At 57.9% G+C, this 24,543-nt stretch carries 22 protein-coding genes and 1 riboswitch; of the genes, 8 read left to right on the top strand and 14 right to left on the bottom strand.

Annotation, left to right across the window (positions count from 1 at the left end; all coding sequences use genetic code 11):
• Positions 1-2: 2 nt before the first annotated feature.
• The 5 genes from thiS to dnaK form a co-directional block, all read right to left on the bottom strand.
• A complete protein-coding gene (gene thiS / locus GS605_RS11100) occupies positions 3-197 on the bottom strand; it encodes a sulfur carrier protein ThiS (protein WP_171635425.1) in 195 nt (64 codons plus the stop codon).
• Positions 181-1,158 (bottom strand): glycine oxidase ThiO, encoded by a 978-nt coding sequence (gene thiO / locus GS605_RS11095; RefSeq protein ID WP_171724028.1) that lies wholly within the window; start codon positions 1,156-1,158, stop codon positions 181-183. The genes thiS and thiO overlap by 17 nt, the downstream gene beginning before the upstream one ends.
• The gene (thiD, locus tag GS605_RS11090; protein WP_171635419.1) at positions 1,155-1,958 is read right to left on the bottom strand and encodes a bifunctional hydroxymethylpyrimidine kinase/phosphomethylpyrimidine kinase; all 804 of its coding nucleotides are present in this window, start codon (positions 1,956-1,958) and stop codon (positions 1,155-1,157) included. The genes thiO and thiD overlap by 4 nt, the downstream gene beginning before the upstream one ends.
• A 44-nt stretch (positions 1,959-2,002) precedes the next feature.
• A riboswitch (TPP riboswitch) is annotated at positions 2,003-2,108 on the bottom strand.
• Between the two features lie 238 nt (positions 2,109-2,346).
• Positions 2,347-3,495 (bottom strand): molecular chaperone DnaJ, encoded by a 1,149-nt coding sequence (gene dnaJ / locus GS605_RS11085; RefSeq protein ID WP_171635418.1) that lies wholly within the window; start codon positions 3,493-3,495, stop codon positions 2,347-2,349.
• A gap of 74 nt (positions 3,496-3,569) precedes the next feature.
• Complete coding sequence (gene dnaK / locus GS605_RS11080; protein ID WP_171724027.1) at positions 3,570-5,477, bottom strand: molecular chaperone DnaK; 1,908 nt, start codon at positions 5,475-5,477, stop codon at positions 3,570-3,572.
• A 212-nt stretch (positions 5,478-5,689) separates the two neighbouring features.
• Here dnaK and GS605_RS11075 point away from each other — a divergent pair, with 212 nt between their 5' ends.
• Positions 5,690-6,292: an alpha-ketoglutarate-dependent dioxygenase AlkB gene (locus tag GS605_RS11075; RefSeq protein ID WP_171724026.1), complete on the top strand. Its 603-nt coding sequence runs from the start codon at positions 5,690-5,692 to the stop codon at positions 6,290-6,292.
• Here the strand turns inward: GS605_RS11075 and GS605_RS11070 are convergent.
• Entirely contained in the window at positions 6,289-7,113 is an 825-nt protein-coding gene (locus GS605_RS11070) for an ABC transporter permease (RefSeq protein ID WP_171616598.1), read from the bottom strand. The genes GS605_RS11075 and GS605_RS11070 overlap by 4 nt on opposite strands.
• A 122-nt stretch (positions 7,114-7,235) precedes the next feature.
• Between GS605_RS11070 and cysQ the strand changes: the two genes are divergently transcribed.
• The 7 genes from cysQ (at position 7,236) to GS605_RS11035 (ending at position 15,252) form a co-directional block, all read left to right on the top strand.
• Positions 7,236-8,033, top strand: coding sequence for a 3'(2'),5'-bisphosphate nucleotidase CysQ (cysQ, locus tag GS605_RS11065; protein WP_171724025.1), 798 nt, complete (start codon positions 7,236-7,238; stop codon positions 8,031-8,033).
• Positions 8,033-8,833 (top strand): manno-octulosonate cytidylyltransferase, encoded by an 801-nt coding sequence (locus GS605_RS11060; protein ID WP_171724024.1) that lies wholly within the window; start codon positions 8,033-8,035, stop codon positions 8,831-8,833. Before cysQ ends, GS605_RS11060 begins: the two co-directional genes overlap by 1 nt.
• 70 nt (positions 8,834-8,903) lie before the next feature.
• Positions 8,904-9,887 (top strand): UDP-glucose 4-epimerase GalE, encoded by a 984-nt coding sequence (gene galE, locus GS605_RS11055; protein WP_171724023.1) that lies wholly within the window; start codon positions 8,904-8,906, stop codon positions 9,885-9,887.
• A gap of 7 nt (positions 9,888-9,894) precedes the next feature.
• Positions 9,895-10,938 carry a glycosyltransferase family 2 protein gene (locus tag GS605_RS11050; protein WP_171724022.1) on the top strand — a complete coding sequence of 348 codons (1,044 nt, stop codon included), beginning with the start codon at positions 9,895-9,897 and terminating at the stop codon, positions 10,936-10,938.
• Between the two features lie 184 nt (positions 10,939-11,122).
• Complete coding sequence (locus GS605_RS11045) at positions 11,123-12,109, top strand: glycosyltransferase family 2 protein (protein ID WP_171635782.1); 987 nt, start codon at positions 11,123-11,125, stop codon at positions 12,107-12,109.
• Positions 12,106-13,806, top strand: coding sequence for a beta-1,6-N-acetylglucosaminyltransferase (locus GS605_RS11040; RefSeq protein WP_171724021.1), 1,701 nt, complete (start codon positions 12,106-12,108; stop codon positions 13,804-13,806). The genes GS605_RS11045 and GS605_RS11040 overlap by 4 nt, the downstream gene beginning before the upstream one ends.
• A 6-nt stretch (positions 13,807-13,812) precedes the next feature.
• A complete protein-coding gene (locus GS605_RS11035) occupies positions 13,813-15,252 on the top strand; it encodes a nodulation protein NodH (RefSeq protein ID WP_171724020.1) in 1,440 nt (479 codons plus the stop codon).
• Here GS605_RS11035 and GS605_RS11030 read toward each other — a convergent pair.
• From GS605_RS11030 to GS605_RS10995, 8 genes are all read right to left on the bottom strand, one after another.
• Positions 15,249-15,767 (bottom strand): murein L,D-transpeptidase family protein, encoded by a 519-nt coding sequence (locus GS605_RS11030; RefSeq protein ID WP_171230125.1) that lies wholly within the window; start codon positions 15,765-15,767, stop codon positions 15,249-15,251. The genes GS605_RS11035 and GS605_RS11030 overlap by 4 nt on opposite strands.
• A 59-nt stretch (positions 15,768-15,826) precedes the next feature.
• Positions 15,827-16,612 carry an ion transporter gene (locus tag GS605_RS11025; protein WP_171635393.1) on the bottom strand — a complete coding sequence of 262 codons (786 nt, stop codon included), beginning with the start codon at positions 16,610-16,612 and terminating at the stop codon, positions 15,827-15,829.
• Positions 16,613-16,633: 21 nt separating this feature from the next.
• Positions 16,634-17,863: a class I SAM-dependent RNA methyltransferase gene (locus GS605_RS11020; RefSeq protein WP_171724019.1), complete on the bottom strand. Its 1,230-nt coding sequence runs from the start codon at positions 17,861-17,863 to the stop codon at positions 16,634-16,636.
• Between the two features lie 39 nt (positions 17,864-17,902).
• Entirely contained in the window at positions 17,903-19,735 is a 1,833-nt protein-coding gene (locus GS605_RS11015) for an ABC transporter ATP-binding protein (protein WP_171724018.1), read from the bottom strand.
• Positions 19,732-21,570 (bottom strand): ABC transporter ATP-binding protein, encoded by a 1,839-nt coding sequence (locus GS605_RS11010; RefSeq protein ID WP_171724017.1) that lies wholly within the window; start codon positions 21,568-21,570, stop codon positions 19,732-19,734. Before GS605_RS11010 ends, GS605_RS11015 begins: the two co-directional genes overlap by 4 nt.
• A 191-nt stretch (positions 21,571-21,761) precedes the next feature.
• The gene (locus GS605_RS11005; protein WP_171640419.1) at positions 21,762-22,916 is read right to left on the bottom strand and encodes a CCA tRNA nucleotidyltransferase; all 1,155 of its coding nucleotides are present in this window, start codon (positions 22,914-22,916) and stop codon (positions 21,762-21,764) included.
• On the bottom strand, positions 22,913-23,527 hold the full coding sequence (locus tag GS605_RS11000) for a CoA pyrophosphatase (protein ID WP_152459591.1): 615 nt from the start codon (positions 23,525-23,527) through the stop codon (positions 22,913-22,915). The genes GS605_RS11005 and GS605_RS11000 overlap by 4 nt, the downstream gene beginning before the upstream one ends.
• Positions 23,502-24,488: an Hsp33 family molecular chaperone HslO gene (locus GS605_RS10995; protein WP_152459592.1), complete on the bottom strand. Its 987-nt coding sequence runs from the start codon at positions 24,486-24,488 to the stop codon at positions 23,502-23,504. The genes GS605_RS11000 and GS605_RS10995 overlap by 26 nt, the downstream gene beginning before the upstream one ends.
• Between the last annotated feature and the right edge of the window lie 55 nt (positions 24,489-24,543).

Raw genomic sequence — 24,543 nt, 5'->3', positions numbered from 1 at the left:
CTTCAGCCCCCCTGCATCGGTGCGACGACCTCGACCCGGTCACCTTCGGCCAGCTTGTGAGCGACGCGCAGGCTTGAGGGTACGAATTCTTCGTTCACGGCGGTGGCCACACGGCCCGAGAAACCGCATTCGTCCAACAATTCCGACAGGGTTTCGGCGCGCACCTCGCGCGTCTCGCCGTTAAGCACGATCTTCATCTACCATCTCCGAATGTGTGTTGTTCAGCGCCAGATCCGCAACACCCCGCGCCAGCGCCGGTGCCAACAGATATCCGTGGCGATAAAGCCCGTTGGCATAGATCGTGCGGCCCAAACGCCGGATGCGCGGTAAGTTGTCGGGAAAGGCGGGGCGCAGATCGACGCCTATCTCCAACACTTCGGCTTCACCAAAAGCCGGGTTCACGGCATAGGCCGCGCTGAGCAATTCCAGCATCGAACGGGCGGTAATGCGGCTGCTATCCTCGGATTCGATCATGGTCGCACCCAACATGTAGACGCCGCCGCCGCGCGGAACGATATAAAGCGGCATCCGCGGGTGCAGCAAACGAACCGGGCGCGTCAGCTCCACGTCAGGGCATCGTATGACCAGCATCTCACCCTTCACGCCGCGCAGATCATGTAGGTATTCGCGGGCGTGAAGGCCACGGCAGTCAATTGCATTCTCCAACTGGGCGGGCGCCAGCTTCCGGTGGAACACGACGCCCTGGCTTTGCAGTTGACGATACAGATCTTGCAGCGCCTGACGCGGATCAACATGGGCTTCGCGTTCGAAGAACAGGCCTTGGCCAAACCCCGTCAGATCAGGCTCTAATTCAGATATTTCTGCCCGTTCGACCTTGGTGAACTCTTTTGTTCGACGCGCAAATCGGCGCAGGTCCGGCACATCACGGGCACTTGCGACAACAAGCGTTCCCCGCCGGGTCACTTTGGTGCGTTGGGCCCACCATTCCATCGCGGACTGCCCCAGACGCAACACCGGTTCTTCCGCGTTTTCATATTCGCACCAAGGTGCCAGCATTCCTCCGGCCCACCATGAACACCCATGCGGGCCCGGTGGCCCGCCGGGGTCGAATATCTGCACTTTTGCACCGCGCGACACCAGTTCGCTGGCAACGGCAAGACCGGCAACCCCTGCCCCTATGACAGACCAAAGCGTCACGAGGGCCAAACCCGGTGGAAATGATGCACCGGCCCGTGCCCAGCGCCGACATTCAACTCATCCGCGCGCGCGATGGCCCCTTGCAGATAGTCATGCGCCTGCGCAACTGCGTCCTTCAGGGTCAGCCCCCTGGCCAAACCGGCGGTGATGGATGACGACAGGGTGCATCCTGTTCCATGGGTGTTTTTCGTATCCTGACGTGGGGCCTGAAACTCGGCCATGACACCCGACGGATCGATCAGCAAATCGTGGCAGATATCACCTGACCCGTGTCCGCCTTTCATCACGACTGCACCCGCACCCAAGGCGCACAATGCCCGGCCCTGTTCAGCCATCAGCTCACGCGTTTCTGCCGCTGGCATGTTCAGCAGGCACGCCGCCTCAGGCAGATTCGGCGTAAGAACAGTCGCCGTTGGCAACAACACATCGCGCAGCGTCCGGACCGCCTCTTGCTCCAACAGAGCGTCGCCGGATTTTGCAATCATAACCGGATCAAGAACCACGGGACCGTCGAACGCCGCCAGGCCCCTGGCGACCGTATGAATGATCTCAGGTGTCCCAAGCATGCCGATTTTAACGGCCCTGACGTCAAGATCGTTCAGAACCGCGTCGATTTGGGCGGAAATCACATCCAGCGGAATTCCATGCACAGCGGTGACAGCTTGCGTGTTCTGCGCGGTAACGGCGGTGATGACACTTGCGCCAAAAACACCCAGCGCCGACATTGCCTTAAGGTCAGCCTGAATGCCCGCGCCGCCGCCACTGTCGGATCCTGCTATGGTCAGGGCAATTGCCACCATGTCGTTGCTCCATCTTCTATGGGCAACGGAGTAGAGAAAACGTCTGTGTTCAAGAGACCGTTCCCTACGCCGGAATTGCCCGGATCAGGTTCGATGGGTTAACGCGGTTGCGTCTCTCAGCCCTGTCAAAGGGCACCCCAACGGTTGAAGCGGACAATCTCAGGGTCGAAGGCCGGAATCAAGACTCAATTTTCCAGATGTATTGCCACTTTCAGCTTTCTGCTAAGGCCAAAACTGCATGTTTAGGACAGTGACATGCGAGGCTCTGCCTCGCGCTCCGGGATATTTTTTGCCAGATGAATACAGGGTCCCTTGCTTCATCTGGCTGAAAATATCCCGGGGGAGTCGCCCAAAGGGCGGCGGGGGCAGAGCCCCCGTTCATGGTCGTTCAGCCTTTCATGCCATCCCAGAAAGACTTGACGGACGAAAAAAAGCTTTTTGATTCCGGATGGTTGTCTTCACCCAGATCATCAAACTCGCGCAGAAGTTCTTTCTGGCGGCTGGTCAGGTTGACCGGGGTTTCCACGGCCAGTTCAATGAACATGTCACCAACACCACCGCCGCGCAACGCAGGCATGCCTTTGCCGCGCAGGCGCATTTGCCGACCCGACTGGCTTCCGGCCGGAATCTGAACACGGCCGCGACCGCCATCAATGGTCGGAACCTCGATCGATCCGCCCAGCGCCGCCTTGGCCATGCTGACCGGCACGCGGCAGTAGAGGTTTACGCTGTCGCGTTCGAACAGTTTGTGCTCGGCCACTTCGACGAAAATATACAGATCGCCCGGAGGGCCGCCGCGCATTCCCGCCTCACCTTCGCCTGCCAGACGAATTCGCGTACCGGTTTCGACACCGGCAGGAATGTTCACCGACAAAGCGCGGTCTTTTTCGACCCTGCCGGCCCCCTGACAAGATTTACAGGGGTTCTTGATGATCTGACCCAATCCCGAACAGGTCGGGCAAGTCCGTTCTACCGTAAAGAAGCCCTGTTGTGCCCGCACTTTCCCCATGCCCGAACAGGTGGGGCAGGATGTGGGTTCAACGCCACCTTCAGCCCCGGTACCTTCGCAGGACGAACACGCCACGGCCGTTGGCACGTTGATGGTTTTTTGCAGGCCCGAGTAGGCTTGTTCCAGCGTCACACGCAGGTTGTAGCGCAGGTCCGAGCCGCGCGCGGCGCGACGTCCGCCGCCGCCCCTTTGACCACCCATGAAATCACCGAACAGGTCGTCAAATACATCCGAAAATGCACTGGAGAAGTCGCCTTGACCGCCAAAGCCGCCACCGGGGCGGCCACCGCCGCCCATGCCGTTTTCAAATGCAGCATGGCCAAAGCGATCGTAAGCCGCCTTCTTTTCGGCATCGCGCAGCACGTCGTAAGCCTCGTTGGCTTCCTTGAACTGCGCCTCGGCATCCGGGTTGTCCTTGTTGCGGTCTGGGTGCAGCTCTTTGGCTTTCCTACGAAAACCCTTCTTGATCTCATCCGCCGAAGCGCCCTTGGACACGCCGAGCACTTCGTAATAGTCGCGTTTTGACATCAGTGTTTCCTTCCGCCTCAACGTAAATAGGCCGGCCCGGCATCCGGACCGGCCCATACTGGCCCGGTTACCCGTTACTTACGCTTGTCGTCGTCGAGGTCTTCGAACTCGGCGTCAACGATGTCATCGTCGCCTGGTGCAGCGTCTGCGGCAGCAGGTTCATCTTCGCCTTCTTCGGCTTGCGCCTTATAGATGGCTTCGCCCAACTTCATCGCGGCTTCGGTGACGTTCTGGATGCCCGACTTGATCTTGTCGGCATTTTCGGTTTCCAGCTCGTCCTTCAGCGCGGCGATCGCCAACTCGATGGCTTCGATCGTGGTCGGGTCGACCTTGTCGGAATGCTCTTCCATCGACTTTTCGGTCGAATGAATGAGGCTTTCCGCCTGGTTCTTCGCCTCGATCAGCTCGCGGCGTTCCTTATCAGCTTCCGCGTTCTCTTCGGCGTCCTTGACCATCTTTTCGATATCCTCATCGGACAGCCCGCCCGATGCCTGGATGGTGATCTTCTGTTCTTTGCCAGTGCCTTTGTCTTTGGCCGAAACCGAGACGATGCCGTTGGCGTCGATGTCAAAAGTCACCTCGATCTGAGGCATGCCGCGCGGTGCCGGCGGGATGTCTTCAAGGTTGAACTGACCGAGGATCTTGTTGTCCGCAGCCATTTCACGCTCACCCTGGAACACGCGGATGGTCACGGCGTTCTGGTTGTCCTCGGCGGTCGAGAAGACCTGAGACTTCTTGGTCGGGATCGTGGTGTTGCGGTCGATCAGGCGGGTGAACACGCCACCCAGCGTTTCGATACCCAGCGACAGCGGGGTCACGTCCAGCAGAACCACGTCTTTGACGTCGCCCTGAAGAACACCGGCCTGAATGGCGGCGCCCATGGCAACCACTTCGTCCGGGTTCACGCCCTTGTGCGGCTCTTTGCCGAAGAATTTGGTGACCTCTTCGATCACTTTCGGCATCCGGGTCATACCACCGACCAGAACAACTTCGTCCACGTCAGCAGCCGACAGACCCGCGTCTTTCAGAGCGGCCTGGCACGGTTTCAGCGACTTCTTGATCAGGTCCGACACCAGCGATTCCAGCTTGGCACGGGTCAGTTTCATGACCATGTGCAACGGCTGACCGTTGGCGCCCATCGAGATGAAGGGCTGGTTGATCTCGGTCTGCGAGGTCGAGGACAGTTCGATCTTGGCTTTTTCAGCGGCTTCTTTCAGACGCTGCAGGGCCATCTTGTCGGCAGACAGATCGACACCGTGTTCCTTTTTGAACTCATCCGCCAAGTAGTTGACGATGCGCATGTCAAAGTCTTCACCACCCAGGAAGGTGTCGCCGTTGGTCGACTTAACCTCGAACAGGCCGTCGTCGATTTCCAAAATGGTCACGTCGAAGGTACCACCACCCAGGTCATAAACCGCGATGGTTTGGGTTTCTTCCTTGTCCAGACCATAGGCCAGCGCAGCCGCTGTCGGTTCGTTGATGATCCGCAGCACTTCCAGACCGGCGATTTTACCGGCGTCTTTGGTGGCCTGACGCTGGGCGTCGTTGAAATATGCCGGAACGGTGATAACCGCCTGCGTGACATCTTCGCCCAGATAGCTTTCGGCGGTTTCCTTCATCTTGCCCAGAGTGAAGGCCGAGATCTGGCTCGGGGAATACTTTTCACCGCGGGCTTCAACCCACGCATCACCATTGCCGCCATTCACGATGGAATACGGCACCATTTTCTTGTCTTTTTCGACTTCTGCATCATCCACGCGACGACCGATCAGACGTTTGACGCCAAAAATCGTGTTGTCGGGGTTGGTGACCGCCTGACGTTTTGCAGGCTGACCGACCAGTCGCTCATCTTCGGTGAAGGCGACGATCGAAGGCGTGGTCCGCGCCCCTTCGGCGTTTTCGATGACCTTCGGCTGCGAGCCTTCCATGATGGCCACGCAGGAGTTCGTGGTTCCCAGGTCAATCCCGATTACTTTTCCCATTTTTGCAATCCCTTTCTCTTCAAGGCGATGTCCCGAGGGTCGGACCCTTTATGGCATCCCACCCCCGATCTGATGTGCGCGACAGCACTACCATCGCACGTCTCGGCGTATATAAGGGCGAGGCAAGAGGCCTGCAAGCACCGTAGAGTGCAGGTTTTCGGGAATTTGAGGTCTTTTTTGGCAAGAAATTGGAAAGGTTTGGGGTTTCCGGAATGACGCGAGTTGTCTTGCGAGGGTTCGAAATCAGGAAAGGCTATATTGACCCTGCTGCCCAGGCACGGCTGATCGCGGCCCTTCGACCGATTCTGAAAGCGGCACCCTTGTTTCGACCCGTCACGCCTTCGGGCAAAGAGATGTCGGTAAGAATGACCTCGGCCGGGGATCTGGGATGGGTGACCGACAAGGCAGGCTATCGCTATCAGGACAAGCACCCGAAAGGCGGGGTCTGGCCTGAAATCCCCACGAACATTCTTGATATCTGGCACGATCTGGTCAGCACCGAGCGCGCACCGGATTGCTGTTTGATCAACTACTACGGGGAAGGCGCCAAAATGGGCCTGCATCAGGACAAGGACGAGGCAGATTTTTCCTGGCCCGTTCTGTCGGTTTCCCTAGGCGATGACGCCCTGTTCCGGATTGGGAACACGACCCGTGGCGGCAAGACCGAGTCGATCTGGCTCGGCTCGGGCGACGTGGTAGTGATGGGCGGCCCGGCACGATTGGCCTATCACGGAGTCGACCGGATCAGATACGGAACATCCCGGCTGTTGCCAAAAGGCGGACGGATCAACTTGACGCTGCGGGTCGCATGTTAGCGGCGCGCGTTCCAGCTTTGTGAAACATGCTGGCGCGTGAAAAACTCAGCCATCAAACCGATCATCAACAAAGCTATCCCGACCCATAGCGCATATTCCCAACTTGTGTTTCGCGGAAAGTAGTTTCGGAAGATGAAGCCCCGGCACTGGTCGATAATATGAAACAGCGGGTTCCAGGCGAACATCATCAGCAATCCGCCGCCCAGCGTGTTTGCGACGAACATCTTTCCCGAAAACACCATGTTCAGGCGACGGTAGATATTGGTGAGCATTCCCACAGTCGTCGGAAACCAGGGTTTCATCGCCATGAACACCAAACCCACGGCGCATCCGGTAAACCAGGCCAATATCAGCATCGCGAAAGCACCGCCGGGATCCTGCACCTCGATCGGGGCGACCGCGACGCTGTAGATGAACAGGATCACGAACATAGCCAGCAGTTGCTTGTAAAGAATACCGAGCGCCGCAGACAGGATCGTCACCATCACATTCATCGGCGAATGGAGCATCATCGGATTGTTCGCGGACCCAACCCCTGAAATCGCGCCTATTGACTGGATGTGCAGCATGAAGGGGAACACGCCGGACAGAACATACAGCAGAAATTCGCCCCTGATCTTTGGAATTCCGCCCCGGCCCATCAGTGACATGAGCAGGTAGAAAGTGGTTCCCATCACCACAAGCTGCAAAACATTGATCAGGATGGCGACTATTGCATTCGGATGTTGCGAGCGCACCTTTCGCACGGTGGCATGGAATACCAGCTCAGCCGTCGTGAAAGCGCCGCCCAGCAGCGTTTGGTTGCGCTTGAAATAGAACATTCAAAGGGTCTTTTCTGCTTCGTCGCCTCTAAACTGGCATGAATATCTTGCCGTTCCGTAACCGCCGCATCATAAGTCGATCGCGATTTTGGATCAACAAACCACAGGAACGGAGCTTTTTTGTGACCTACGATGCGCTTATTCCCGTCATCCGGCGACTGGCTCTGGAGGCAGGCGACAAGATCATGGAAATCTACGAGGCGGATGATTTCGATGTCAAAGTCAAATCCGACTCCAGCCCTGTGACCGTGGCAGACGAAGCCGCTGATGCATTGATTTCGGCAGGCTTGCGTGCGGCATTCCCGGATATTCTTCTGATCACCGAAGAACAGGCCGCTTCGCATTCGGAAAAAGGCGATACTTTCCTCATTGTTGATCCGCTGGACGGCACCAAGGAATTCATCAACCGTCGCGGCGACTTTACCGTCAACATCGCGCTTGTCGAAAACGGAGTGCCAACCCGGGGAGTGGTCTATGCCCCGGCGCGGGGTCGTATGTTCTTCACGCTGGCTGATGGCCGCGCGGTCGAGGAAACGGGCGCTTTCGACAAAAACGAGACCGGTTCTTTGACGCCCATATCAGTCTCTGAACCGGATAATTCCGGGCTTTTGGTCGTGGCGTCGAAGTCCCACAGGGATCAGGCCACCGAGGACTACATCAACAAATATCATGTGAAGGACAGCAAAAGCGCGGGTTCGTCGCTCAAGTTCTGTCTGGTTGCCACGGGCGAAGCGGATATCTATCCGCGCGTCGGGCGCACGATGGAATGGGATACGGCGGCAGGCCACGCGGTACTGGCCGGAGCCGGTGGCCAGGTTGTGCGTTTTGACGACCATACTCCGTTGGTTTATGGCAAGGACGGCTATGCAAATCCGTTCTTTATTGCTTACGCTCCGGGTGTTGAACTGAAGGAAGCCTGATGTCCGTTCTGATTGCCATTCCCGCCCGTTACGCCTCGACCCGCTATCCCGGCAAGCCACTGGTTCCCCTGACCGGCGCAAAAGGCGCATCCATGACACTGATCGAACGGTCCTGGCGTGCAGCCATGTCAGTCTCGGGTGTCGATCGCGTTGTTGTTGCGACGGATGATGAGCGCATTCGCGACGTGTCCGAGGGTTTTGGGGCCGAGGTCGTGATGACCTCGGAAAACTGTCAGAACGGCACCGAACGATGCGCCGAGGCGCATGAGGTTCTGGGTGGCGGGTATGAAATCATCGTCAACCTGCAAGGCGACGCTCCGCTGACCCCGCATTGGTTTGTCGAAGATCTGGTTTCCGGCCTGCGCGCCGCCCCGGATGCCGGTGTTGCGACCCCTGTCCTGCGCTGTGACGGCAGTGCGTTGAACAGTCTGCTGAACGACCGCAAGCATGGCCGTGTAGGTGGCACGACGGCAGTGTTCGGACGCGATCACAGTGCGATGTACTTCTCGAAAGAGGTCGTCCCCTTCACGTCGCAGACATACGCCGGCGATGAAGCGACACCCGTGTTTCACCATGTCGGCGTTTACGCCTATCGGCCCGACGCCCTTGCGGCGTATCCGGGCTGGCCAACCGGGCCTCTGGAACAGCTGGAAGGCCTGGAACAGCTCAGGTTCATGGAAAACGGGCGCAAGGTTCTGTGCGTCGAGGTCGAGGCAAGGGGCCGTCAGTTCTGGGAACTGAACAACCCGCAGGACGTGCCCAAGATCGAAGAGATGATGGCAGCCATGGGGCTGGAGTGACGTCTTTTCCCCATGACTCTGACGGCGCCCCTGTAGAAACTGTGCCTCAACCAGCCCCAATGGATATGCCATGAAGACAATTCTTGTCACCGGTGGTGCCGGGTATATCGGTTCACATGCCTGCAAGGCGCTTGCGCAGGCAGGTTACCTTCCTGTGACCTACGACAACCTGATCACGGGTTGGCAGGATGCGGTGCAATTTGGCCCTTTTGAACAGGGCGACCTTTTGGACCGGGACCGCCTGGATGAGGTGTTCGCGAAACACAAGCCAGATGCGGTGATGCATTTCGCGGCGCTCAGCCAGGTTGGCGATGCCATGCGCCAGCCCGGCGTGTATTGGTCGAACAATGTCACGGGCTCGCTGACTCTGATTGAAGCAGCCGTCGAGGCCGGCTGTCTGGATTTCGTATTTTCGTCCACATGTGCAACGTATGGCGAGCACGACAATGTGGTTCTTGATGAATCCACGGCGCAGTATCCTCTGAACGCCTACGGGGCATCAAAACGCGCGATCGAAGATATCCTCAAGGATTTCGAGGCGGCTCATGGGCTGCGCCATGTCATCTTCCGGTATTTCAACGTTGCAGGTGCAGACCCCGAAGGAGACGTGGGCGAGTTTCACCGCCCCGAAACCCATCTGATCCCGCTGATGTTGGACGCGATTGACGGCAAGCGGGACGGTCTGACCGTCTTTGGCACAGATTATGATACGCCCGACGGCACCTGTATCCGCGATTATGTACATGTTTGCGATCTGGTAGATGCGCATATTCTGGGGCTGGGCTGGCTGGAACAGGGCAAAGGCAGCCGTGTCTTCAATCTGGGCACCGGGTCCGGGTTTTCCGTTCTTGAGGTGATCGAGCAATCCAGGTCCGTCACCAACCGTCCCGTGCCGTATACAGTGGGCCCTCGTCGGGCAGGAGATTGCACCAAGCTGGTATCTGGTTCTGTGCGGGCTGAAAATGAACTGGGATGGAAGCCAAAAAGATCTACGTTAGAGACGATGATCGCAGACGCCTGGCGCTGGCACCAGAACGGCCACTACGAAAAATGAGGACCCGGTGACATCCAGCTCTGCTTTGACACTTCCCCGGATCGGATGGGCACGGAAGTACAGGTTGCGCTGGAAACGCCGGCGGCTGCTCTGGAGGTCGCTGCGCAGCCGACATCAGTTGACCCGCCAGAAGGATCAGACATCCCGAATCCAGCGGGGTGACATATTGGCCTTTGTCACCTTGCGCAATGAAATCATCCGCCTGCCCTGGTTCTTTCGTCACTATCGCGCCTTGGGCGTCGATCATTTTCTGATCGTCGACAACGGCAGCGACGATGGATCATCCGAGTATCTGCAAGATCAACCGGATGTCTCGGTGTGGAGAACCCATTCCAGCTATCGTGGATCGCGGTTTGGCCTGGACTGGCTGACCTGGTTGCAGATGCGCTATGGCCACCGCCACTGGTGCCTGATGGTGGATGCGGATGAACTGCTGGTCTATGCCCACTGCGACACCCGGTCCCTGCATGACCTGACAACCTGGCTGGACCTGCACGGGAAGATCGGGTTCGGGACGCTGATGCTGGACCTCTATCCCAAGGGCCCTTTGGGTGATGCGGCTTATGACCCGGACACCGACCCCACAAATCTGCTGTGCTGGTTCGATGCAGGACCGTATCGCGCGCAGCGGCAAAGCCCGATGGGCAATCTGTGGGTGCAGGGTGGCGCGCGGGAACGTATTTTCTTTACGCAAACCCGGCAAAGATCACCCACGCTGAACAAGATCCCGCTGATGCGCTGGTCGCGGCGCTATGCCTATGTGAACTCATGCCATTCTGCCCTGCCGCGCCGCCTGAACGAAACCTATGATGGCCCGGGCGGCGATACCCCGTCGGGCGTGTTGCTGCACACGAAGTTCCTGCCGGACGTTATCGAGAAATCCAATACCGAAAAGCAGCGACGCCAACATTTTCATGATCCGGACCAATTCGGGCCATACTACGATGGGATAATCAACCAGCCGGACATGTGGACCCCACAATCGGTGCGCTACACCGGGTGGAGCCAGCTGGAACAGTTGGGTCTGATGAACGGCGGAGGCTGGGATTGAAAACGAAAACAAGGGCATCAACCGCACGTTTACAGTTTGCGGGTTTTAAAGACGTTGCGTCAGAAGATGCAAAGATGGCATAAACCGGTAATGCCATGTCGTGCCAACTGTCACGGCTGGTTCGGGGAAAGCTCGCGTTATAAAAAGGTTGGGCAGTCACGTGAGCCTGTTTGAGTCCTACAAAATGAGATTGCGGCGCAAGCGCCGTATTCTGCGCTGCCTCAAACGACGCCGCGAGCTCAAGCCAGTCAGCAACAACACACAGGCCATACGGCGTGATGATATCCTGCTGATGAGCGTTGTGCGGAACGAGAAAATTCGCCTGCCCTTCTTTCTTGAATATTATCGCAAACTGGGCATCAACCATTTTCTGTTTGTCGACAACAACAGCGATGATGGCAGTTTTGAATTTTTGAAAGAACAGGCTGACGTTTCGGTCTGGCGGACGACGACCAGCTACAAACGGGCAAGCTATGGTCTGGACTGGTCGAACTATCTGCTGCGCAAATACGCGCACGATCACTGGGTGCTGAGCGTCGATCCGGACGAATTCTTCATCTATCCGTTCTGCGACACCCGTCCAATCCGAGCCTTGACGGACTGGCTGGATGGCAGTGCCGTGCGCAGTTTTGGCACGATGCTGATCGACATGTACCCCGAAGGTCCGGTGGACGCCGACCCCTATGCCGAAGGTCAGAACCCGTTCGAAATCGCGCGCTGGTTCGATCCCGGGAATTACATGATCACCAAGAACCCCGAGTACAAGAACCTTTGGATTCAAGGGGGTCCACGGGCGCGCGTGTTCTTTCAGGACAACCCCTCCAAAGCACCGGCGCTGAACAAGATTCCGCTGGTAAAATGGAACCGGCGCTATGTTTATGTCAGCTCGACCCATTCGCTTTTGCCGCGCGGGCTCAACCAGGTTTACGACGAATGGGGCGGCGAAAAGGCCAGCGGGTCACTGCTTCATGCCAAGTTGATCAATACTCTTGGGGAAAAAGCCCGCGAAGAATTGCAGCGTGGCCAGCATTACCGGGGCTCGGGCGAATACAAGGCATATGCAACCCGGCTTGAGGACAAGCCTGTTTTCTGGTGCGAATGGTCCGAGGCCTACATCAACTGGCGACAGCTTGAGATCCTGGGCCTCATGTCGAAAGGAAACTGGGCATGAGCGGTCTGGGTATTGTCATGTTGGTTCATACTTCGCTGGACCGCGCCGAGCAGGTCGCACGCCACTGGACAGCAGCAGGGTGCCCGGTGGTCATCCATGTGGATCGCAAGGTGCCAGACACTGTTTTTTCCCGGTTTGTTGCGTCCTGTTCGAACAATCCATCGATCGTGTTTTCTGACCGACATCGCTGCGATTGGGGTGGCTGGGGTATCGTTGCCGCCTCGCAAAGCGCGTCCGAGTTGATGCTGGAGCGTTTCCCCGAAGTTCGGCATGTATTTCTTGCCTCGGGGGCCTGCCTGCCCTTGCGACCGGTTCAGGAACTGATCGATTACCTGTCAGACCGGCCGCGTGTCGATTTCATCGAAAGCGCGACGACATCCGATGTCAGCTGGACCATCGGCGGGCTGGATCATGAACGGTTCACCCTGCGGTTTCCGTTTTCGTGGCGCAAGCATCGCAAACTATTCGACGCACATGTAAAACTACAGCGTCTGATGGGCTTTCGCAGGAAAATCCCCGACGGACTGGTTCCGCATATGGGAAGCCAGTGGTGGTGCCTGACCCGCCAAACGCTGTCGGCAATCCTTCAAGACCCCAGGCGCAAGCTGTATGACAAGTATTTCCGTCATGTCTGGATTCCGGATGAAAGCTATTTCCAGACACTGGCGCGCTTGTATTCCACGCATATTGAAAGCAGGTCCCTGACGCTGTCCAAATTCGATTACCAGGGCCGCCCGCACATCTTCTATGACGATCATCTGCAATTGCTGCGTCGATCGGATTGTTTTGTCGCCCGAAAAATCTGGCCCCGCGCAGAGCGATTGTACCAGGCATTCCTGACAGATCAGGCCGGGGCGATGAAACCGGCAGAGCCCAATCCGGGCAAGATCGATCGCGTGTTTTCCAAAGCGGTGGAACGGCGAACTCGTGGGCGCGACGGGCTGTATATGCAAAGCCGGTTTCCCCGCCATGGCAGTGAAAACGGTCTGACATCGTCACAATATTCCGTATTCCAAGGCTTTTCGGAACTGTTCGAGGATTTCGAACCTTGGTTGGCCGCAACCACCGGGGCCAGAGTCCACGGGCATCTATTCGGGCCGGAACGCGCCGAATTTTCGCAAGGAGAAGCCATAACAAATGGCGCCCTCAGCGACAGTGCGGCGCTGCGGGACTATAACCCGACCGCCTTTTTGTCGAACCTGATCTGGAATACGCGCGGTGAACGCCAGTGTTTCCAGTTCAGCCCGCGGGACACTCAGGAAATCAACTGGTTTCTGGCACGGGACAAGAACGCTCAGATTTCGGTCATCACCGGCGCTTGGGCGATCCCACTGTTCCGGTCCAATATGAATTTCTCGGAAATCCGAAGTGAGGCGGCGCGCCTGCAACAAATTGAAACCAAGCAGCTGGAGGTGCTGACATCGGTCTGGACCAAGGCGCGGATGCGCAGTTGGACGCTGGCCGACTTCATTGAATCTCCGATGGATGCCTTGCTGGGCATTCTAGAAGAAATCGGCATGCAGCAGACCAGCCATCTGACCGAAGTGCCAACCATGGTCGAACTGTCCGGATTCGGGAAGTTCCTGCAAAACCTCAAGAATCAGGGAATGCACCCATATCTGATGGGTGATTTCCCGGCGGACGATGTGTTCGGTCGCCAGGAAAAGCCATACCGAAAACCGTATCTGGTGCAGTGATTGCCCATGTCAGCCCATTTTGATTACTTCGTGATTCTGGCCGCCATGCGCACAGGTTCGAACCTGCTTGAGGCCAACCTGAACGCGCTGGAAGGGGTCACCTGTCACGGAGAGGCGTTCAATCCGCATTTTGCGGGCAGCCTGAAATCCGATCGTCTGCTTGGCCTGTCGCTGGAAGACCGGGATGCGGACCCCGTACGAATGCTCAAGGCGATCAAATCAGCACCGGGTGACATCAATGGCTTTCGATATTTCGAAGACCATGACCCACGTATCCTGAAACCCATGCTGAACGATCCGCGCTGCGCCAAGATCATTCTGACCCGCAACCCATTGGACAGCTACCTGTCGCTGAAAATAGCACAGAAAACGCAGCAGTGGCTGCTGAAGAATGTGAAACGCCGCGTCGACGCGCAGGTTGACTTCGACGCCGACGAATTTTCGGATTACCTGAACCAGCTGCAAGACCATCAGCTTATGGTGCAACGGCACCTGCAAAAGACAGGCCAAACCGGGTTCTTCATTCACTATGACGACCTGACCGAGCTGGAGGTCATAAACGGGCTGGCTGCATGGCTGGGGGTTGAGGGGCGGCTGACCCGACTGGATGATACCCTGAAACCGCAAAACCCGGCGCCGGCTTTGTCCAAGGTCACTAATCCTGATGAACTGAAACAAGCCCTGTGCGATCAGGATCGGTTCGGATTGCATCGGTCAACAAGCTTTGAGCCGCAGCGCGGCGCGGCTGTACCGCTTTATGTTGCCGCTGCAAGGTCTCCTTTGATGTATTTGCCCATTCGGGGCGGGATAGAGCCTCTTATCGTGCAATGGCTGGCTGATCTGGACGGATGTCAGACCGACAAGCTGATCACGGATCGAAATCGCAAACAGGTCCGGTCATGGAAGCAGGGCCATCCCGGTCATCGGCAATTTACCGTCCTGCGTCACCCTCTGGCCCGGGCACATACGGCGTTTTGCAGTCATATTCTGAACACGGGACCGGGCAGCTATAAGATGGTGCGGAATTATCTTCGCAACCGGCTCAAGCTGCCGATCCCGGGGCAAGTGAGGGACAACAATTATTCTGTCGAACAGCACCGCGAAGCGTTTTCGGGCTTTCTGAACTTTCTGCGCCTCAACCTCAACGGGCAGACACCGGTCCGTGTGGACGGCACATGGTGCAGCCAGTCCAGGACGTTGGAAGGGATCGCATCCTTCACTCTGCCGGATCTGATTCTGAGAGAGGAGGATCTGATGACCGATCTGCCGAATCTGGCGCGCAGCATGGGGCATTCAAACCCGCCTCAGCCTGGCTCCTGCACACCGGATGAACCCTACGCTTTGCAGCTGATCTACGACAAAAACCTCGAAGCGCTGGCGGTTGACGCCTATCAGCGCGACTATGAAGCATTCGGGTTCAGTGACTGGGCGCCAAAAACGGCCTAAGGGCGCAGGGTTATCAGCGTACCTTTGTTAACCATCGCGTAAATCTCTTCGATTTCGTCATTCTTGACCGCGATGCATCCAGCTGTCCAATCCCGCTTCTTTTTTGCGCGTCTCCGCTCAGAACGCAAATTGGGTTCACCGTGGATGAAGATATCCCCACCCGGATCAACGCCCGCAGCCTTGGCTTTGGCGACATCCTGCGAGTTTGGATAAGAAATGCCCAGCGATAGGTGGTACCGGCTTCTGGGGTTGCGACGGTCGATCAGATAGGTGCCCTCGGGCGTTCTACCGTCACCGCGCTGGTTCTTCGTTCCATTCGGGGCAAACCCCAAATCGACGTCATATTCCTTAAGGATCTTTTCGTTGTGCAACAAGTAAAGTTTGCGCGTGCCCTTGTTGACCACCAAAGAGGTCACCTCGGGTCCGTTGTAAGTCAGAAATCTTGGGCCGCTAGAGGCACAAGCCGAAAGGCTCAGCGTTGCCAACGCGCCTAAACCGAATACTCGACGATCCATGTTTCACTGCCTGCTCTGCTTTTTTTCGATCATTATGCCAAAAATTGGAAAAACTGAAATCACATTTTGATGTTCGACTGCTCGGCCAGTCTACGTTCAATGCTTTCCAGCCGTTCCAGAACCTCGTCGCGATAGGCATCGGTTTTAACCTCATCCTCGGCATGATGGGCATCCTGCATCGAATTGACGATCAGACCCACCAACAGGTTCACCACCGCAAAGGTCGTGACCATGATGAAGGGAACAAAGAAGACCCAGGCATAGGGATAGACCTCCATCACCGGGCGCACGATGCCCATCGACCAGCTTTCCAACGTCATGATCTGGAACAGCGTATAAGCAGACAGGCCCAGATCGCCGAACCAATCCGGGAACGATTCCGAAAACAGCTTGGTCGAGATTACCGAACCGATATAAAACAGAATTGCCATCAGCAGAAACACGCTGGCCATGCCCGGAAGGGCCGAGATGAACCCTTCGACCACGCGACGCAGACGAGGCGCCACGGAAATCACGCGCAACACCCGCAGAATTCGCAGGGCGCGCAGCACCGACAGACCCCCGGCGCTGGGAACCAGGGCAATTCCAACGATCAGGAAATCGAATATGTTCCAGCCATTTGTGAAGAACCTGCGCCCGGTGGCAATCAGCTTCATGGAAATTTCAGCCACAAAGATCGCCAGGCAAAGCCTGTCCAGCGCCACGATCAAAGGACCTGCCAGTTCCATCAGGGTCGGCGATGTCTCCATCCCCAAAAGAATGGCATTGAAAATGATCACGGCCGTTATGAACCGCCCGAAAACGGGCGCTTCGATAATATTCAGCAAACGCTGTTTGGACCCCATGTGTCAGCTTCCCCAGTAAGATCAAGATGCGGCGTTCAGAACAAACCGCGCAGCGAGTTCCGTATGTGACGACCACCGAAATTGGTCAACGACCTGTACCCATTCAAGGGTGTAACCCGCGTTAACCAGCGTTTTTGCATCGCGCGCAAAGGTGACGGGATTGCACGAGACATAAGCGATCACCGGGCGTTGCGCCTGTGCTATCTCGTTTACCTGCGCTTCGGCACCGGCGCGAGGCGGGTCCACAACAATGGCGTCGAAAGATTTCAGCTCGTCCGGCATCAGCGGGCGGCGAAACAGGTCGCGGGCCTCGGTCGTGACGCGTTTCAGCCCCTGTGCCCTGCGCCAGCCCTGATCCAACGCCTCGATCATGGCGGCCTCGCCTTCAACCGCGTGAACTTCGGCGCTTTCCGCCAACGGCAAAGAGAACGTTCCGCTGCCTGCAAACAGGTCAGCGATACGTTTCGCACCCCGTGTAGCCTCGGAAACTGCCTTTGACAGAGCCTTTTCTCCGTCCTTTGTTGCTTGCAAGAAAGCTCCGGGGGGTGGCGTGACTCCGGCTGCTCCAAAGCGCTGAACCGGCGCATGCCGCATGGCAATAACCTCATCATCCCAACTGAGCCGGGCCAGCCCATGTTTCTCAGTCGCCTGCGCCAACGCCAGTTCCAAGGGGCCGTCCAGCGGCTTGCCACCTGTTACGGCCACATCCAGACCAGCTTCGGACAGTGTGAGCGTGACAGCCAGAACGCCCTTGCGGCTTGCGCCCAGGGTGGCCAGCGCCTCGGCCACGGGAATGGCCACGATCAAGGCCGGGTCAAGCAAGCGGCAATCGGGTATCTCGGTGATCGTGCCGGATGCACGACCGTGAAACCCCGCCAATGTGCCCTTTTTCGTGCGCCTTACGGCAATCGTAGCCCGCCGACGTGACCGTTCGGGCGATGTGTGTATCGGGCGCAGGGGTGCTTCGAGGTCCTGCGCCGTCAGCGCCTTGCGGACGACTTGCAGTTTCCAGTCGGCCACAAATGCATCGGATGCGTGCTGCAACTGGCAGCCACCACACGCTTTGTAGTGGCGGCAAGGGGCTTTGACACGGTGTTCGGACGGTGTCTCGACCCGGATATCGGTCAATTGCTGGCCAACAAGGGTGCCGCTGACGATCTCGCCGGGAAGGGTACGAGGGGCGTAAACAGGGCCATCGGCAATACCGTCGCCCTGATGTCCAAGCCGTGTGATTATGAATTGCTGCGTCATAAGAGGCCTGATAGCCGGGCTTTCGCAGCAAAAAAACCCTTATTCCGCAGCTTCTGCCTGAATGAACCCGCCCGACTGGCGGTGCCAGAACCGCGCATACAGCCCACCCAGGTCCAGCAGCGCCTCATGCGTTCCGGTTTCGGCGATCCTGCCCTCGTCCAAAACAACAATCCGGTCCATTTCGCTGAGTGTCGACAGCCGGTGCGCAATGGCCAGCACCGTCTTACCCTGCATCACCCGATGCAGCGCGGTCTGAATCGAAGCTTCAACCTCGGAATCCAGCGCCGATGTCGCCTCGTCGAGAACCAGAATTGGAGCATCTTTCAGAATGGCGCGCGCCAGAGCGATCCGTTGTCGCTGCCCGCCGCTGAGTTTCACGCCCCGTTCACCCAGATGAGCATCATAGCCTTTTCGACCATGAGCATCTTCAAGACTCAGGATGAAATCATGCGCTTCGGCCTTTTTTGCGGCCTCAATCATCTCGGCCTCTGAGGCGTCCGGCCGGCCATACAGAATGTTCTCACGAGCAGACCGGTTGAACATCGCCGTTTCCTGCGTGACCATACCTATCTGTCGGCGCAGGCTGTCCTGCGTCACCTGTGACACGTCCTGGCCGTCGATACGAATGGCGCCACTTTCCCAGTCATAGAGCCTGAGCAACAGTGAGACGAGCGTGGATTTCCCCGCCCCGGATGCACCGACGATGCCCAGCTTTTCGCTCGGGTTGACGGTCAGGCTCAAGTCCGTGACGCCACCGATATCGCGCCCGTAAGCAAAGCTGACGCCTTCGAAAGAAATCGACCCTTCGGTCACGTCAAGGTCCTTCGCCCCGCGCATATCTTCGACCCGGTCACGCCTGGCCAGCGTTTTCATCCCGTTTTCGATTTCACCGACATTGGCATACAGCCCCATCAAGGTGAAACTGACCCAACCGGTCATCTGAGCAATACGGATCGAAACCGCCCCGGCAGCCACGATATCCCCGGCGGTCGCCATACCGCCCTGCCACAGCCACAAGGTCGCGCCCAGCAGCAAGACAGGCAGGACACCGGCCAGTGTCATGAGGATGAACCGGAAACTCGCCGACAACTTGCCGAAATCCAGCGATTTTTCACGCAGATCCACCATCGATTCACGCGCCGCCTGATCTTCGAATTCCGAGTGGGCGAACAGCTTCACGGTTTTGATGTTGGTGATCGTATCGACCACCTGCCCGGACACCATCGCCCGCGCCCCGGCCCGCGCGGCGGAACGTTTGCGGATGCGCGGCAGATACCAGCGCACCAGCATGAAATACACAGCCAGCCATGCCGCGAAGGGCAGCATCACCAAAGGATGAATAGACCCTAACAAAAGCAAAGACCCCACCAGAGACGCCAGGGCAAACACAATCGCGCTGATCGTTTCCGACACGACCGAAGCCATGGCGTTCGATGTCTGCATCTGCTTTTGCGCGATCCGACCGGCAAAATCATCGTCGAAATAGGTCACTGACTGACCCAAGGTCCAACGGTTCAACTTGGCCAGAACCAAAGGTGTGATGTTTGGCATGACAATATAATTGTTCGACAAGGATGACAGGCCAAACAGGATCGGGCGAAGCAACATGAAGAAGGCGACCGCACCGAGGATCATCCACATATTAGAAGCGGTCAGAAAATTCTCGGGTCCGCTGGCGGTCGCCACATCAATCACGCGGCCCAGTATCCATGCCGTGACCGCCTCCATCGCGCCTGCAATGGCCGAGAAGAACGCCGCAACAAACAGCATCGGCCACGCCCCGGAAAGGCTCCAGCGGATGAACGCCCCCAACGTCTGCGGTGGGGGCGTTTCGGTGTTCCTGAACGGATAGATGAGGTCGGCAATCCTCATTCAGCGGCCTCCGGGTTCATGAAGCCACCAGATTGCCGCGCCCAGAATTGGGCGTAAAGGCCACCTTGCGCCAGAAGATCAGAATGCGTGCCTTCCTCGACGATACGGCCTGCATCCATCACCAGAATGCGATCCATCTGCGCGATGGTACTAAGCCTGTGGGCAATGGCGATCACGGTTTTTCCTTGCATCATGCCGTAGAGAGTTTCCTGAATTGACGCTTCGACCTCGGAATCTAGGGCGGATGTCGCCTCATCCAACAACAAGATCGGTGCATCCTTCAGGATCACCCGCGCCAGCGTCACACGCTGCCGCTGGCCACCTGACAGCTTCACCCCCCGTTCACCGACATGCGCGTCGTACCCGGTGCGACCCTGCGGATCCTGCAAATCGAGGATGAACTCATGTGCTTCGGCCTGTTTGGCGGCGGCGATCATCTGTGCCTCGGACGCATCCGGACGGCCATAGAGGATGTTGTCGCGCACCGACCGGTGCAGCAACGCGCTATCTTGCTGAACCATGCCGATATGGCTCCGCAGACTGTCCTGCGTGACATCCGCAATGTTTTGATCGTCAATCAGAATTGCGCCACGCTCAACGTCGTAAAACCGCAAAAGCAGCTTTACTAGGGTCGATTTTCCCGCGCCAGACCGCCCGATCAAACCAATCTTTTCGCCGGGCCGGACGGTCAGGTCGATATGGTCCAAACCGCCGGCCTCGCGACCATAGTGATGCGAGAGGTCGCGGATCTGGATCTCACCCTTGCTGAGTTGCAGTGGCTTCGCAGTCGGTGCATCAAGCAAATCGATGGGCTGGGCAATGGTCTCCATCCCCTCGGACACGATACCAAGTTGGCGGAAAAAGCTGGTCAGGGCCCACATGATCCATCCGGTCATGGCATTCAGGCGCAGGGTCAAGGCCGTAGCCGCCGCAACAACACCGACCGAAGCGCTGCCTTGCATCCACAAGGCAATCGCCCAGCCCACAACACCCACGATCAGCATACCGTTCAAAGTGACCAGAACGGCATCCATAATAGTGAAAATCCGCATTTCAATCTGAAATGTCCGACGGGTTTCCTCGATCGCCTCGCGGGCATAGTCCAGCTCTTGCGGGCCATGGGCAAACATTTTGACCGAATGGATGTTGGTATAGCTGTCCACCACCCGCCCCGTGACCGTCGAACGCGCATCCGAGGCCGCTTTTGACGCCGGACCAACACGCTGAACGGTCCAGCGCACCAGCATGGCGTAGAATCCGAACCAGATCAGCAGCGGGATCAACAAACGCGGATCCGCCGCATACAGCAGGATCGCCGCACCGATCAAATAGGCCAGCGAAAAGGAAATCGCGTCAAAAACCTGAAAGACCACTTCACCCGCCGCCGGAGGTGTCTGCATGATCCGGTTTGCAATCCGCCCGGCAAAGTCGTTTTCGAACCAGCCAACCGACTGACGCAACACGTGTTTGTGCGCACGCCAACGGATCAGCGTACCGAAGTTCGGCAAAATCGTATTGTTCAGCAGAAGTACGTCGACCAAATGCAGAAGCGGACGCAACAGCAACACAAAGGCTGCCATCAGCAGCAATTCCGTTCCGTGATTTTGCCAGACCTCTGCCGGCGTGCCGCCCAACAGATCCACGACGCGACCCATGTAGTAGATCAGCCCGATTTCAACACCCGCGACGATTATGGAAACCAGCGCCGCCCAGAAAAATACCCGAATAAAGGGCCGCGAATAATCCAGCATGAAGGGCCACAACCGCGTCGGCGGAGTGTCAGCCTCACGGTAGGCAACAAAAGGGTCAACAAGGTTTTCGAAATAGCGAAACATGGATAGTGCTCCGATTGAGCAGGAAAATAGACGTGCGAAGAAAGATGGCGCCTGAACACCACCCTTTACGGGGCAGGTGTCCCGGCTTTAGCCGAACCAGATCCCGTAATACATTCGCATTCCTCCATCCATGTGACAGGCGCACCTAAGCACAAAGGATCCGAGATGTCATCCCCTTTTGAGACTTCGCGCTAATGTGCCAGCAACTCTTCGCGTGACAGCGCAAAACCGGACGCGATCCAGCGTTTTTCCAGCTCGGCCAGCTTCTTGCCCAGCGCCGGGCCGGTGAAGTTGGGGATCAGATCTCTGGCCTGGACAGGGAAACGCGCTGCTGCGCCTGCATGCAGATCGCGCCGCAAATCTTCGGACCAGGGTTGTTCCAGAAAAGCGCAGCGCAAAAGCGTCTCGTGCAATCCCCCTTCATCGCCATAGCGGTATCCCAGTTCAGCAATACTGGTTGTGGACTGTGCTTCTTCACGCATCCTGATCAGGCGTTGCAACTGCGAACGGCTCAACCGCAATGTCGCGGCATCATCGGGCGAGGCAATGGCTGCCAGACGACGCACCGGATCGGGATCGGCGCCAGCCGCCTGTTCCAGCGCGATCAAAGGGGCCAATGACCGATCGTCCGCCCGCGGCAGCACCCGGGCCAAGACACCGGTACTGCGCATGGTCGCAACGGCGGGGGCCGGATCAGGCGATGCCAGAAATTTCAGCAGCTCTGCCCCGATCCGCTCGCGCGACAACGACTCCAGCCCGTCAAGATTGGCGCCGATGGCGGCCAGGGCATCGGGGTCGAAACCGCCATCCGGATCCCCGTACCAGGCGTGAAAACGGAAGTAGCGAAGCGAGCGGAGATAGTCTTCGCGAATGCGGTTCTCGGCGGTTCCAATGAACCGCACCAACCGGGCCTCGAGGTCGGGAAGACCACCCAGAGGGTCCAGCACGGTGCCATCGGGTTGGGCATAGAGCGCGTTCATGGTGAAATCCCGTCGCGCCGCGTCTTCTTCGACATGATCGGCAAATGCCACCACCGCGCGACGGCCATCGGTTTCCACGTCACGGCGGAAGGTGGTGACCTCGTGCGGGATGCCCGCGCTGACCACCGTGATCGTACCATGCTCGATGCCGGTCGGAATGGCCCTGAGCCCGGCGGCCTGCGCCAGCTCGACGATCTGCCCGGGCCTTGCATCGGTGGCGATGTCGATATCCGACACTGGAGCACCAAGCAGCGCGTTGCGCACGCATCCACCCACGAAAAGCGCCTGAGCCCCGGATGAGGTCAGGGCCGAACAGACCTTTTGCGTCGCTGGTTCACTGATCCAAGCTTCGTCAATCAGCATCATTCATTCACCCGTGCAGCAAGCCCGCGCAATATGCGGGCGGTCGCGCCCCAAATGTAATAGGGGCCGTACGGAACTGCGTAGTATCTGCGTCTCTGGCCGCGCCATCGGCGCGACTCGACCAGATAATTCTCAGGATTCAAAAGATGGGCAAGGGGGGTCGAGAAAACTTCGTCCACTTCGCCGGGTTCAGGCACGGGTTGGAACCTGTCCCGCAAAACTGCGACAACCGGTGTTACTGTGAACGAGGTCACGGTCTCATGCGTCGGCAGAAATCCCAGGATCTCGGGCATTTCAGGGGGCAGGCCGATCTCTTCCTCAGCTTCCCGCAGAGCCGCAGCCGTAACATCAGCATCGGTTTCGTCCTGTTTGCCACCGGGAAAGGCGATCTGGCCCGGGTGATGCTTCAACGCGGATGAGCGTTTGGTCAGGATGACCTGCGGTGTGTCATCAGCCAGGGAAATGGCCACCAGAACACCGGCGGGTCGCAACCGTCGTCCGGGCGGCAGAACGGTATCCGGGTTCAAGTCAAAGTCGCTGGACCCGTGACCGGGGCGGCGCAGGGCCGCCCGGATCTTTTCAACCGGGTCATGCACCTTTGGGGTCTTCGGCATCGAATCCGACAGTTGCCGGGTCCAACACATAATGAGCCCCGCAGAACTGACAATCCGCGGTGACTTCGCCCTCGGGCGTGGTCATCTTTTCGATATCCTTGGCCGAATAGATCGACAGGCTCTGTCGCACACGATCCTCGGAACAGGTGCAGCCAAATTGCACGGACTGCGCATCATAGACACGCGGCTGTTCCTCGTGAAACAGGCGAACCAGAAGGTCGGTCGGCGCAACAGAGGGGCCGATCATCTCCAAATCCTCGACGGTATCCAGCAGGATATTGACGCGACCCCAGTTTTCACCTTCTTCGCCATCGACCAGATCGGCAGCGGTCAGGATGTCACCGGTTCCTTCACCCGACGCGGCAAAGGGCGACGCTTTGGGCATGTGTTGCAGCATGATGCCGCCTGCACGCCAATGCTCGCCCACACCCGGCTCGGTCGATTTGCCGAAGCTCAGCGAAAACCGCGTCGGCAGCTGTTCGGATTGCGCAAAATACGACTCGGCGCAGGCGCTCAGCGATCCACCGGCCAGCGGAGTGATGCCCTGATACGGCTGCGTGCCCTCTCCCTGATCGATCATGATGGCAAAATACCCTTCGCCCACCTGATCGAAAGGCGCAGAATTGGAAAGCCGGTCCCGGTCAAAGCTGGCATAAGCCCGTATCTGGGCGGGCTGGCCCTCTTCCTGCGGCGCATAATAGTCGGTTGCGATCATGCGCACCGCCCCTTTGGACTGTACCTGCAACGACAGTTTCCAGCGCAACGCAACCGTTTGGCCGATCAACGCGGTCAGCAAGGCCATCTCGGCCACAAGCGCCTCGACCTGCTCGGGATAGTCATGCTGTTTCAGGATACCATCCAGCACGCCATCCAGACGGGCCACGCGGCCGCGCATGTCGGATGCATCAAGTTGAAAGGGCAGGACGGTATCGTCCCACGCGATTTTTGTTCCAAGAGACATGGGGTTTCCTTACACGCCACGGGTTGGCATACCGGCACCATATAGGTCGTACAGA

It is taken from the genome of Ruegeria sp. HKCCD7559 (genome assembly GCF_013110575.1).
Lineage (GTDB): Bacteria > Pseudomonadota > Alphaproteobacteria > Rhodobacterales > Rhodobacteraceae > Ruegeria.
This window is presented reverse-complemented; position numbering and strand designations above follow the sequence as displayed.

What these genes read in the sequence shown, in the direction of transcription:
- GS605_RS11010 (WP_171724017.1), bottom strand. Translation starts at nt 21,570, where the DNA reads ATGTTTCGCTATTTCGAAAACCTTGTTGACCCTTTTGTTGCCTACCGT.
- GS605_RS11000 (WP_152459591.1), bottom strand. Translation starts at nt 23,527, where the DNA reads ATGCCGAAGACCCCAAAGGTGCATGACCCGGTTGAAAAGATCCGGGCG.
- galE (WP_171724023.1), top strand. Translation starts at nt 8,904, where the DNA reads ATGAAGACAATTCTTGTCACCGGTGGTGCCGGGTATATCGGTTCACAT.
- thiD (WP_171635419.1), bottom strand. Translation starts at nt 1,958, where the DNA reads ATGGTGGCAATTGCCCTGACCATAGCAGGATCCGACAGTGGCGGCGGC.
- GS605_RS11035 (WP_171724020.1), top strand. Translation starts at nt 13,813, where the DNA reads ATGTCAGCCCATTTTGATTACTTCGTGATTCTGGCCGCCATGCGCACA.
- GS605_RS11075 (WP_171724026.1), top strand. Translation starts at nt 5,690, where the DNA reads ATGACGCGAGTTGTCTTGCGAGGGTTCGAAATCAGGAAAGGCTATATT.
- GS605_RS11040 (WP_171724021.1), top strand. Translation starts at nt 12,106, where the DNA reads ATGAGCGGTCTGGGTATTGTCATGTTGGTTCATACTTCGCTGGACCGC.
- GS605_RS11020 (WP_171724019.1), bottom strand. Translation starts at nt 17,863, where the DNA reads ATGACGCAGCAATTCATAATCACACGGCTTGGACATCAGGGCGACGGT.
- GS605_RS11060 (WP_171724024.1), top strand. Translation starts at nt 8,033, where the DNA reads ATGTCCGTTCTGATTGCCATTCCCGCCCGTTACGCCTCGACCCGCTAT.
- dnaJ (WP_171635418.1), bottom strand. Translation starts at nt 3,495, where the DNA reads ATGTCAAAACGCGACTATTACGAAGTGCTCGGCGTGTCCAAGGGCGCT.
- GS605_RS10995 (WP_152459592.1), bottom strand. Translation starts at nt 24,488, where the DNA reads ATGTCTCTTGGAACAAAAATCGCGTGGGACGATACCGTCCTGCCCTTT.
- GS605_RS11070 (WP_171616598.1), bottom strand. Translation starts at nt 7,113, where the DNA reads ATGTTCTATTTCAAGCGCAACCAAACGCTGCTGGGCGGCGCTTTCACG.
- GS605_RS11005 (WP_171640419.1), bottom strand. Translation starts at nt 22,916, where the DNA reads ATGATGCTGATTGACGAAGCTTGGATCAGTGAACCAGCGACGCAAAAG.
- thiS (WP_171635425.1), bottom strand. Translation starts at nt 197, where the DNA reads ATGAAGATCGTGCTTAACGGCGAGACGCGCGAGGTGCGCGCCGAAACC.
- GS605_RS11025 (WP_171635393.1), bottom strand. Translation starts at nt 16,612, where the DNA reads ATGGGGTCCAAACAGCGTTTGCTGAATATTATCGAAGCGCCCGTTTTC.
- dnaK (WP_171724027.1), bottom strand. Translation starts at nt 5,477, where the DNA reads ATGGGAAAAGTAATCGGGATTGACCTGGGAACCACGAACTCCTGCGTG.
- GS605_RS11015 (WP_171724018.1), bottom strand. Translation starts at nt 19,735, where the DNA reads ATGAGGATTGCCGACCTCATCTATCCGTTCAGGAACACCGAAACGCCC.
- GS605_RS11045 (WP_171635782.1), top strand. Translation starts at nt 11,123, where the DNA reads ATGAGATTGCGGCGCAAGCGCCGTATTCTGCGCTGCCTCAAACGACGC.
- GS605_RS11030 (WP_171230125.1), bottom strand. Translation starts at nt 15,767, where the DNA reads ATGGATCGTCGAGTATTCGGTTTAGGCGCGTTGGCAACGCTGAGCCTT.